The 10,367-nt window shown below is 67.6% G+C and carries 13 protein-coding genes; 11 read left to right on the forward strand and 2 right to left on the reverse strand.

Going from position 1 to position 10,367, the window contains the following annotated elements:
• The 4 genes from FRC96_RS10315 to FRC96_RS10330 all read left to right on the forward strand — a co-directional run.
• Positions 1-679: DUF4349 domain-containing protein (locus FRC96_RS10315; protein ID WP_146974416.1), on the forward strand; the 679-nt coding region annotated here is incomplete at its 5' end.
• Positions 676-1,179 (forward strand): hypothetical protein, encoded by a 504-nt coding sequence (locus FRC96_RS10320; RefSeq protein ID WP_146974417.1) that lies wholly within the window; start codon positions 676-678, stop codon positions 1,177-1,179. The genes FRC96_RS10315 and FRC96_RS10320, both read left to right, overlap by 4 nt.
• A 124-nt stretch (positions 1,180-1,303) precedes the next feature.
• Entirely contained in the window at positions 1,304-2,353 is a 1,050-nt protein-coding gene (locus FRC96_RS10325; RefSeq protein ID WP_146974418.1) for a hypothetical protein, read from the forward strand.
• Entirely contained in the window at positions 2,350-3,075 is a 726-nt protein-coding gene (locus tag FRC96_RS10330; protein ID WP_146974419.1) for a 2-phosphosulfolactate phosphatase, read from the forward strand. Before FRC96_RS10325 ends, FRC96_RS10330 begins: the two co-directional genes overlap by 4 nt.
• A gap of 16 nt (positions 3,076-3,091) precedes the next feature.
• On the opposite strand, the gene FRC96_RS10335 is transcribed toward FRC96_RS10330, so the two are convergent.
• The gene (locus FRC96_RS10335; RefSeq protein ID WP_146974420.1) at positions 3,092-3,649 is read right to left on the reverse strand and encodes a GNAT family N-acetyltransferase; all 558 of its coding nucleotides are present in this window, start codon (positions 3,647-3,649) and stop codon (positions 3,092-3,094) included.
• Positions 3,650-3,756: 107 nt separating this feature from the next.
• On the opposite strand from FRC96_RS10335, the gene FRC96_RS10340 reads away from it, so the two are divergent.
• From FRC96_RS10340 to FRC96_RS10360, 5 genes are all read left to right on the forward strand, one after another.
• Positions 3,757-4,446: a hypothetical protein gene (locus FRC96_RS10340; RefSeq protein ID WP_146974421.1), complete on the forward strand. Its 690-nt coding sequence runs from the start codon at positions 3,757-3,759 to the stop codon at positions 4,444-4,446.
• A gap of 10 nt (positions 4,447-4,456) precedes the next feature.
• The gene (locus tag FRC96_RS10345; protein ID WP_230470106.1) at positions 4,457-5,170 is read left to right on the forward strand and encodes a class I SAM-dependent methyltransferase; all 714 of its coding nucleotides are present in this window, start codon (positions 4,457-4,459) and stop codon (positions 5,168-5,170) included.
• 561 nt (positions 5,171-5,731) lie between these two features.
• Positions 5,732-6,856, forward strand: a complete 1,125-nt coding sequence (locus tag FRC96_RS10350) for a site-2 protease family protein (protein ID WP_146974423.1) — start codon at positions 5,732-5,734, stop codon at positions 6,854-6,856.
• 76 nt (positions 6,857-6,932) lie between these two features.
• Complete coding sequence (locus FRC96_RS10355) at positions 6,933-7,880, forward strand: alpha/beta hydrolase (RefSeq protein ID WP_146974424.1); 948 nt, start codon at positions 6,933-6,935, stop codon at positions 7,878-7,880.
• Positions 7,881-7,911: 31 nt separating this feature from the next.
• Complete coding sequence (locus tag FRC96_RS10360) at positions 7,912-8,514, forward strand: hypothetical protein (RefSeq protein ID WP_146974425.1); 603 nt, start codon at positions 7,912-7,914, stop codon at positions 8,512-8,514.
• A 193-nt stretch (positions 8,515-8,707) separates the two neighbouring features.
• Here FRC96_RS10360 and FRC96_RS10365 read toward each other — a convergent pair whose 3' ends face one another.
• Entirely contained in the window at positions 8,708-9,469 is a 762-nt protein-coding gene (locus tag FRC96_RS10365) for a hypothetical protein (RefSeq protein ID WP_146974426.1), read from the reverse strand.
• A gap of 133 nt (positions 9,470-9,602) precedes the next feature.
• Between FRC96_RS10365 and FRC96_RS10370 the strand changes: the two genes are divergently transcribed.
• Positions 9,603-9,890 carry a hypothetical protein gene (locus FRC96_RS10370; protein ID WP_146974427.1) on the forward strand — a complete coding sequence of 96 codons (288 nt, stop codon included), beginning with the start codon at positions 9,603-9,605 and terminating at the stop codon, positions 9,888-9,890.
• The coding region (locus FRC96_RS10375) for an amidase family protein (protein WP_249776212.1) at positions 9,887-10,367 on the forward strand (481 nt) is incomplete at its 3' end. The genes FRC96_RS10370 and FRC96_RS10375, both read left to right, overlap by 4 nt.

Below are 10,367 nucleotides of genomic sequence, written 5' to 3' on the forward strand. Positions count from 1 at the left end.
CCGGGCTCCGCAGGAGCAGCCTCAGGCCCGGGGCGCGGCCGCACCCGCGCCGCCTCCCCCGGCGGCTGGCGCCACTCAGACCACCGGCGGCGCCTCCACCTCACCCTCGGCCGAAGAACAGGCCCGACCCACACGCCTGCTCGTCTATACGGCGTCTCTGCACATGGCGATCTTCGAGGTGAACCCCACCCAGGAGGCCGCCCTCAAGATCGTCGAAGACCTGGGCGGCTACGCCTCTCGCCGCACCACCAACCAGCTCACGCTGCGCGTGCCCGCCGAGTATTTTCGCCAGGCCCTCGACGCCCTCTCGAAGCTCGGTGATGTCACCCACACCCAGTGGCAGGCCCACGACGTCTCCGAGAGCTTTCGCGACTTGAACATCCGCCTGCAAAACGCCCTGGAGGTGCACGCCCGCATGAGCGCGATCCTCGAGCGCGCCCAGAGCGTCGAAGACACCCTGAAGGTCGAAGCCCAGCTCGCGCGCCTGACGCAACAGATCGAGCAGCTGCGCTCGCAGATCGAGAACCTCTCCCAGCAGATCGCCTTCTCGACCATCGACGTGCACTTCCAGCAACGTCACCACACCCAACTTCCGGCCGACGACTACCTTCTGCCCTTCCCCTGGCTCAACGAGCTCGGCCTGGAGTCGCTGCTGCGCGCCCCGGAGGCCACGCGATGATCACGCTGATGCGACGACTTCTTCAGACCGCGCTTATCGCCGCTGCCCTGAGCACGGCGGCCTGCGCCGACTTTAAGATCACCACCCCCGACCAGATGGTGGAGGTCTCCAAGACCAAAAACACCGCCGCTGACTACGTCGCCATGACCCATCACGGCGTGGTCATGCGCGCGCAGACCTTTGAGGTCGGCGAGTCGCGCGGCGCCGATGCCCCGCCGGCCTCGTTGGAGTTCTGGGAGCAGGCCGTGATGGAGCGCATGCGCACCCGCGGCGGCTACGCCCTGCTCGAAAAGTCGGATATCGAGGCCGCCAGCGGTGAAAAAGGCCTGCGCTTTGAGTTTGGCCGCGACCAGAACGGCGCGCCCTACCGCTACACCGTGGCGCTCTTTGCCACCGACAAGCGCATTCACCTGATTGAGGCCGGCGGCCGCCAGGACCGCTATGACGAGGCCACCGAGGCCATCGATCAGGCGCTGGAAAGCTACGTCATCAAGCGTTAAGCTCCCCCTTCTTCAACTCGCTTTCGTCCGCGCCCCGGGCCCGCCATCCTCGCTTTGCGCGTGAGCTGGCGAGGCCCGGACAAGCGCGCCACGATCCCATCGCCTCACCTTTTACGGAGGTTCTATGCGCCCCAACGTCAGCGCCGATCCCACCGCCTCGGTCACCGCGTCCTCCTCCAGCAACGGCTTTCCCTGGTTTAAAGCCCTTGCCGGCTGCGGCTGCCTGCTCTTTATCGGCGCGGTGGGCCTGGGCGCGACCGGCTATTTTGCCTACTCCAGCCTGAGCGAAGGCATCGAAAAAGAAGCCCAGGCCGACGCGCCGCAGGGCATCTTCGGCGGCATCATGAGCGCGGTGGAAGGCCTTGGTGCCATGCAGGAGGGCGGCGGTGCGGCCGGCAGCACGGCACCGTCCGCCGCGGCGAACTCCGGTGAGGAAGGGTCGCAAAACGCCGGCGCCTCGCAGAACGATCGCAGCATCGACGAGCTCTTTAACGCCCTCGACCAGCCCATCTCCACCTCCGAGGCCCGCGACTTCAAAGAGGCCATGGAAGCCTGGGGCAACTCCCGCGAAGTGCGCGAGATGAGCGAACAGTTTGAGACCAACAAAAAGCTCGACGAGAACCAGGACGGCGCGCTGGCCGGCCTCAAAAAATTGCGCGCGCTCAAGGGCACCGTCGACCGCACCCAGGCGCTGGGCCACGCCTTCAACGCCCACGTCCAGGAGCACGGCGGCCGCGCCTTCGAAGAGCGCCTCTTGCAGTTCCGCCTGATCAACCGCGTGACCGCCGCCGGCAACCGCAACAAAGAGGGCAGCGAGCCCTGGAGCGACGCCGTCGCCCAGGCCCTGCTCGACGATCACGACGCGCAGCGCGAGGAGTTTTTGAAGGTCCGCGAGATCATCGTCGAGGCCAACCAGAACGAAAACTTCGACCCGGCCTCGCTCAGCGAAGAGGAGCGCAAGACCTACACCGACGCGCTCGCCAACCAGTTCCTGCTGATCACCGGCGCCATCAACCGCAAGACGCTTGAGACCTGGAAGGCGCTCTCCACCGAGGAGCGCAAGGCCATCCATGACCAGCTCAACTCCGAGCATATGGTCGTCTCCACGGCCATGGGCGCGATGACCGGCGGCAACCCCGACTCGATGCTCTTCTACGGGCTCTTTGGCCTATGAGTGAGGCGCAGGCGCGGCCCCGGGTCGCCATCTTTCAGGGGCATCGCCCACAGTTTAAGCCCGCGGCGGTGCGCATCGTCATCGACACCATCCGCGCGTTTACCCACACCCAGGTGATGTTTGAAGGAGGCGCCTCGCGCATTCTGCTGGTGGCCTCGATCGACGAGGCGCGCCGGCGCGCGCGCCGGCACCCGGGCTGGCTTCTGGCCGGGGAGCGCGACGCCATCAAACCCGCCGATTTTGATCTGGGAAACTCCCCGGCGCTCACCGCCCGGGCGGATCTCAAAGACCGCACCCTGGTCCTGACCACCTCCAACGGCGTGCAGGCCGTGGCGCACGCCGCGCGCGACTTTCAGGGGCTTTTGCTCGTCACCGGCCTGGCCAACGCCGGCAGCACCGTGGCCGCCGCGCAAGCGTATCTGAGCGCCCGCCCCGAGCCCTCCCCCACCGTGCAGATCCTCGCCAGCCACCCCGAGGGCGATGAAGATCTGGCGACTGCGCAGTGGCTTCAAGCCCGGCTCCATGGCCTGAAAAACCCCGACGACGCCGAGGCCATCCGCCGCGTCTGGGAGAGCCGCGCCGCCCAGAAATTCGCCGACCCCACTCGCCACGAATACCTCTCCGACGACATCCCCTTCTGCGCGCGCCGCGCCGACGCCGACTTCGCCATGGTCGTCGAGCAAAACGGCGACGACCTCTGGCTTGTGCAGCGAGCGCTTTAAGCTCTTTTTGGCGCTCTCACCACTGGGCCTGAGCGGCCTGCCATGCGTCGCGCAGCATCGAATACACCACCAGGTCGGTCCACCCATCGACCAGGCGCTCGGCGCGGCGCAGCGTCCCCTCCTCCACCATCCCCAGGCGCTCGACCACCGCGCGGCTCGCCAGGTTCTCGCGCCCGCAGCGCACCTCCACCCGCTCCAGCCCCTCATCCCAGAACGCCCAGCGCAGCACCTCGGCGGTGGCCCGCGTCATAATGCCCTCGCCGCGGTACGCCGCGCTGAGCCAGTAGCCGATCGAGGTGCTCAGGTTGGCGCGATCGACGCCGTGCACCCCGATCATCCCGGCGATCTGCCCCTCCACGGTGATCGCCGCCTGGAACCCGTCGCCCCGCGCCAGCTGATCGAGGGTGGAGCGAATGTACCCGTCGTAATCATCGACGCTCGTGATGGCATCGACCCAGGGCAGCCAGCGCCGCAGCTCCTCGCGCTCCCGATCGACCACCTCAAAGAGCTCCTCTTTGTCGCCGATCTGCAGCAGCCTCAGCGCCACGCGCTCATCCAGTCTCCGCTCAAACATGGTTTTGCCTTTTGTCAGCCATCATCATCAAACGCGCTCCCAAGACCGACTCCTAACAAAACCCGCTCCCGCGTGACAATCCGGCGCGTTGCGGGCAGGATCGCCCCATGACGTACCTCGCCACTTCGCATCGCCCCGAGCTGTCTTTGCGCCCCCTCCGACTACTCTCACGTTTTCTGGTCATCGCCGCCCTGCTCACCTTGAGCGCGGGCTGTGTGCCGGTGGCCTGGGTGACCCCGCCCGTGCAGATGGCCATCGGCGTGGGCGCCAGCGCGGGCATCCCCGAGGACAACGCGCGCATCACCATGCCGCTCTCCGTCACGGCCAACCCCCTGCAGGTGGTGTATGGCCAGGGCGCGCGCCGCTTTGATGTGGGCGTGGGCTACAGCGCGCATTTTCTATTTGTCGACCCGGTGGCCGCCCACGGCCCTCACCTCGACTTAAGCTACATCCCGCTCGTGCGCACCGACGAGGACGGCACCCGCGCGATGCGTCTGATCACGAGCGCGCGCCCCGCCTACCGCTTCGCTGGCGAGGGCGTGGGGCGCGGCCCCTCGATCGGTCTGCGGCTGACGTTGGAGTCGGTGGGCTTTACCGAGGGCGTCGGCGCCGAATGCCAGACCAGCTCCGACGGCTCCTCCTTCTGCGGTGCGTACCTGGGCTACGGCGAAAACGCCTTTGGCCTCTTTGTCGAGGCCACCCGCGGGCTGACGCAGCCGGCCTACAGCGCGATCAGCATCGGGCTGAGCTTTCGCCTCCCGGCCACCGCCGGGGTCGGCGTGGTGTCCCAGTTCTAAAGGCATATTTGTGGCAAGCAACCGCACCTTCTTTAACCTCACCGCGTCGGGCTACGATCTGCTCACCCACCAGGCCCTCTGGAGCGCGCAGGTCGATCGCCTCATCGACGCCCTCGATGCCATCAGCGATTTGAGCCGGGTGCGCCACGTGCTCGACGTGGGCTGCGGCCCGGGGCAGAGCGCGTTTGGCCTCGCTCGCCAGCTGCCCCACGCGCAGGTTCTGGGGGTGGACGTGGCCGACCGCATGATCGCCCGTGCGCGCCAGCACCACCGGGGCCGCTACAGCGCGCTGAAAAACCTGCGCTTTGAGCGCGCCGATGTGTACGCGCTCCCCGACGAGCTCCCACCCTTCGATCTGATCGTGGGCCACTCCTTTCTCTACTTGTTGCCCGACCGAGAAGGCGCCCTCTCAGCGCTGGGCGCTGCGCTCGGCCCGGGGGGGCGGCTGGCGCTCCTGGAGCCCAACGCCGACGCCTCGCTTCCCCGCGCCACCGCCGGGGCCCTGGCCGACCCCGACGCTCGCCAGCAAACCCTGCGCCACCCCGTGAGCAGCGCGCGCTTCGCCCTCTCGATGGTCGGCTGGCGCCTGGCCAGCCGATCCCGCGCCCCGATGCGCCAGTCCACCCTCGAAAACCTGCTGCAGAACGCCGGCCTCACCGACATCCGCGTGCGTACCACCCTGGGCGAGTTGGGGCTGATGGCCATGGCGCGCCGGGAGGGCTGAAGCTTTCGCGATGAGCACCTGATCGACCGCCTCCGCAGTTGAAACACACGCGATCAGCACCTGACCGACCGTCTCCGCGGCTAAAACACACGCGATCACCACCTGATCGACCGTTTCCGCAGCTGAAACACACGCGATCAGCAGCGATTCGACCATCCTTCACGCTTAAATACGCGTGATCAGCACCTGTTTGCTCGTCCTTCAGATTGAAACACGCGCGATCAGCACCTGATCACACGTCTCCGCGCTGCAGAGAGACGCGATCAGCACCTGATCGACCTTCCTTCATTCGCAGCCCCCCTCGATCAGCACCTGATCGCCCTTCCTTCAATCTCCAACACCCTCGATCAGCACCTGATCGACCTTCCTTCAATCTCCAACACCCTCGATCAGCACCTGATCACGTCTACTTCAATTTAAAGTACACGCGATCAGGCGCATAAAACCTGCGCGATCGGCGATCCTCCCCCCTTCTTCCCCCGGCGGAAAAGATTGGGTCTGTGTCGCCCGTGCCGATCTTCGCCTTGTCACACGCGACCTTCTTCGGCCCGGGAGTCGACGATGTTTAAGCACGCCCTGCGCCTGCCCTTTCGCCTGCTGGGCATCCCGCTCTACCTCGATCTGACCTTTTTGATCATTTTGCCGCTCCTGGCCTGGCTGATCGCCCGGCAGATCGCGCCCTTTGTCGAACTCTTCAACCTGCCGGTGGCGCCCGGGGCGTTGAACGAGGGCCTGCTGCCCTACGTGCTGGGGCTTGTCGCCGCGCTGGCGCTCTTTATCAGCGTGGTCATCCACGAGCTGGGTCACGCCGTGGTGGCGCGCCGTTACGGGGTGGAGACCGAGCGCATCACCCTGTGGCTTCTGGGCGGCATGGCGCAGTTTAAAAAGATGCCCACCCAGCGCGGCGCCGAGGCCGTGGTGGCCATCGCCGGGCCCATCACCAGCGGGCTGCTCGCCGCCCTGGGCGCCGCGCTGCTGCTCGTGCTCCCGGAGCGTTGGCCGGCGCTGCTCTTTGTGGTCGCCTACACCACCTTTATGAACGTCGCGCTGGCGGTCTTTAACCTGATCCCGGCGCTTCCGCTCGACGGCGGTCGCGTGCTGCGCTCGCTATTGGCGATGCGTCTGCCTCGGCTGCGCGCCACCCAGATCGCCGCCACCGTCAGCCGCGTGCTGGCCATCGTCCTGGGCGTCGTGGGGATTTTTAGCCTGAATATCTTTCTAATCCTCATCGCCCTCTTCATCTACATCGCCGTGGCCGCCGAGGCCCGCTTTGAGCTGGCCGACGAGCTCCTTCGCGACGTGCGGGTCCAGCAGCTGATGAGCACCCCGGTGGTCTCCCTTCCCGCCACGCTCAGCGTCGGCGAACTTTTGAGCCGGATGCTGCGCGAATCGAGGCATGCGTATCCGGTGCGCGACGAGACGGGGCAGCTCACCGGCATGGTCACCCTCAAAAACGTGCAGGGCGCCGACCCCGACGCCCCCATTGGCGACTTTCTCACCGCCCTGCCCGAACGCATTGACCCCAACGCCTCCGCCGCCGATCTTCTGGAGATGATGGGCCGCCAGGACGAGCCCCGCGTGCTCGTGATGCCCGAAAAAGGCCCCGTGCTCGGCATCATCACCCGCACCGACCTCTACCGCGCCCTGCAGCTCCTCACCGGCCGCGCCCCGGCCCCTGGCCATTAACGTCAATCCCTCTACAATCCTCGCGACGCCCTCCGCGGGGTGGACCACGCTCGCCACTCTTCACGTTGGATGATGGATGCTTCGACATAGCCCGACACCGCGCCAGACACGGCCTGCGCGGATCCTGGCGCTGGCCCTGATGCTGGCGGCGCTCCTGAGCAGCTGCGGCCCCGCCGAACCCGTCGATCTCCTGGCCACCGCCCCCGAGCTCGCGCTCGACGCCCCGGAGCGCGGCCCCTACGGCGTGGCGCTTCTGGAGCGCGAGCTTCGCGTGCGGGTCGACCAGCACGTGCGCACGCTTGTCTACCTCCCCACAGGCTTAAACGCCGAGGAGGAGGCCCACCCCCTGGCGCTGCTCATCCAGGGGGGCGCGGTCAGCCCGGAGCAGTACGGCTGGCTGGCGATGCACCTGGCCAGCCGCGGCTACGTGGTCTTAAGCCCCGATCACCCCCTGGATTTTGCGATCTTTGCCACCGGCAACGGCGCCGACGTCATCGCGGCTGCCCGGGACGCCGCCGCGCGCGAGGGCGACGTGTTGGAAGGTCGGCTGGCCCCGGAGCCCGGGCTGGCGCTGGGTCACAGCCTGGGCGGGGTGGTGGCGTCGAAGGTCTGGCTACGCCGCCCCGACGACCTCTCGCATCTCTTCTTGCTGCAGAGCACTCCGGACCCGGGCGACGCCGAGCTCTTGCAAAATCCCCGCGACCCGGCCGACCGCGTCTTCGCGGTGGCGGGAGCGCGCGACGGCCGCATCTCCTTTACCGAAATTGACGAGAGCCTGGCCGATTTCTCAAACCCCGTGCCGCTCGCCATCGTCGAGGGCGCCAACCACTTTCAGATGATCGATAGCCCCACCGCCTCCCAGCTCGAGAGCGACCTGGCGGCCACCATCCCCACCCCACAGGCCCGCGCCCGGGTGCTCGCGGCCCTCGATCTGCTGGTCTTTGATCACCTGGGCCTCGCCCCCCGCGACCCCTCCCCGCTCGACGATCCCGAGCGCTGGCCCGAAGGCCTCATCGCCCCCTGATCCTTTGGATGATGAACCCATGACGCCAACGATGCCCCCCCATAAGAGACGCGGGCCCCTCTCGAGCGCGCTGCTCCTCCTCGCCATGCTGGCGCTCGTGCCAACGCGCGCCTCGGCCACCGAGCTGGCCCTTCGGCCGCACGCCATCTCGCTGAGCGCAGGCACCGAGGGCGCCGCCCTCTACCTCTCCCGCGGCACCGAGGCACGCGCCGGCTGGGTGGGTGCGCGCTACCTGCACGGCGCCACCGGCGTGGGGGTGCCGCTGGGATTCTACCAGGAGATCTTCGCCCGGGTGGGGCGCCCTCTGATGCTTCGGGCCGAGCTCACCCCGATGCTGCTCACCCGCGACCACCTCACCCCGGCGCTCGGCGCCACCCTGGGCCTCGATCAACGCTTTGTAGGCCGCACGCTCCTGGCCTCGCTTGGCCTGGAGGTCGACTACGCCGCCCAGGCCCCCCTGGAGCGCTTTGAGCAGCGCACCAACCTCCTGCTCACCGGCGGGCTGGGCCACCGCTTCGCCGGCGCCGACCTCTGGATCACCGCCCACGCCGGCTACACCCTGGGCGGCCAGGGCGGCGGCGGGCTTGTGGCCGCCGTGAGCCTCGGCATGACCCTCGGTCGCTTCACCCCCTGAACTTTTCGATCGTTTCAATCAGGCTTCCACCTGCACCCCGTACACACACCGCGCCCTGGCCTGTCTCTCCTCCCTCTTGATCTCGTTTGATCTCGACGCCGAGCATGAAGGGCGCCGGCCCCCTGATCAAAAAAACCCCCGACGAAGCGGGGGCTTTTTGACTTCCAATAATGTCTATCGGTGATGGTGGAGCTTAGCTGCGCGAGGGCTCCACGCGCACCTCCACCTCGTTCTTAACGCGGATGATCATCTCCGAGCCGCTGGCCGCGCCGTTGATGGGCATGCGGTTGATGCGCGTCAGCTCAAACTCGTTCTCTTCGACTTCATCCCACTCCCGCTCCAGCTGCTCGGGGCGCACGGTGTAGGTGGTCGTGTCGTCGACGCGCACCTTCTCGAACGCCTCCCCCTCAAGCCAGCTCTCATCGGCGCTGCCCTCGGCCTGCCAGCTCACCGTGACGGGCTGATCGCCGGGCACGCTGGCCCCCGGAGTCGGAGCCGTGAAGGTGTGCACCGCCGGACCGGCCAGATACACGCCTTCGACCTTATCGTCGCCGGCGACCACATCGACGCGGTAGGCGCGGTGGTAGCCGCGCACCTCCCGCTCGTACTCGCCATCGTCATCGTGGCGGAGCGTCCACTCCGGCCCCTCAAAGGCCGACACGGTCACCGTCGCGTCGCGCACGGGCTGACCGCTGCGAAAGACCTTCACCTCAAAATCCGTCTCAAAGCCTTCGGCGTCGGCGGCGTTATCGCGACGCGAGTCGGCCTCCACGTGGATCTGCACGCTCAGGGTGCCCGTGCCGCTTCCCTGGCGGCGCAGATCCTGAACCTCGCTGGCGCTCACATCATCAAAAGCGTTGGCCATCGAGGGGGCACATGCGGCCACCATCGCCACCGCCGCCAGCGCACCGATCGTTTTTTTCGTATTTTTCGTTCTTTTCGTGTTCGTTTTCATCACTGCTCCTTGAGTCATCTGTGCGTTCCCGAAACGCGGGCCGAAACTAGTCCGCGCCCCCCGCTCGACAAGTCGAAGCACGTCGATAGAGTGAAAGTTCACAGGCCCGTCACACGCACAGGTTGAAGCCGTCATGACCGACCTCCCCCCCGAAAAACTCGCCACTCTGGCGCTCCGACCCACCGCTGCAACCGCGCTCCGGGCGCACCTTCAGCGCCTCGATCAAGCGCTTTTACCTGCGGCCGACCTTAAGCCTCTGGCGCTCCGACCGGCCGGCGCCCCCGCCATCACCGAGCGCCCCGACACCCCCGAGGCCCCCTTGAGCCCCGGGGAGGCCCTGCACAACGCCGCCCATCCCCACCGGGGCTTTCTGGCCATGCCCGCGGCCCTCCCCACCTCCGACGTCGAGCCCACGCCATGAGCCAGCCCGGCACCTTCGATGCCTTTGCCGCCCTGCCCCGGCCCGCCGAGCGCTTTTTCGAAAAGAGCCAGGGCGACCCGCTCGGCGCGCTGCTCTCCAGCGCCACCCCCGAGGAGGTCGCCAGCGCCGCGCTCACGGCCGAAGGCCCCCTGGCCGGCCTTCCCATCGGCGTCAAAGACAACCTCTGCACCCGCGATCTGCCCACCACCGCCGCCTCCCGCCTCCTGGAAGGCTACCGCTCGCCATTCGACGCCACCGTGGTCGAGCGCCTGCGCGCGGCCGGCGCGCTCATCGTCGCAAAGACCAACCTCGACGAGTTCGCGATGGGCTCCACCGGCCAGCACTCGGCGTTTAAGCCCTGCCTCCACCCCTTAAGCCCCGACCACAGCCCCGGCGGCTCCTCCAGCGGCTCAGCCGCCGCGGTGGCCGCGGGCTGGCTGCCCGCCGCCCTCGGCAGCGACACCGGCGGGAGCCTGC

Source organism: Lujinxingia vulgaris (assembly GCF_007997005.1).
GTDB lineage: Bacteria > Myxococcota_A > Bradymonadia > Bradymonadales > Bradymonadaceae > Lujinxingia.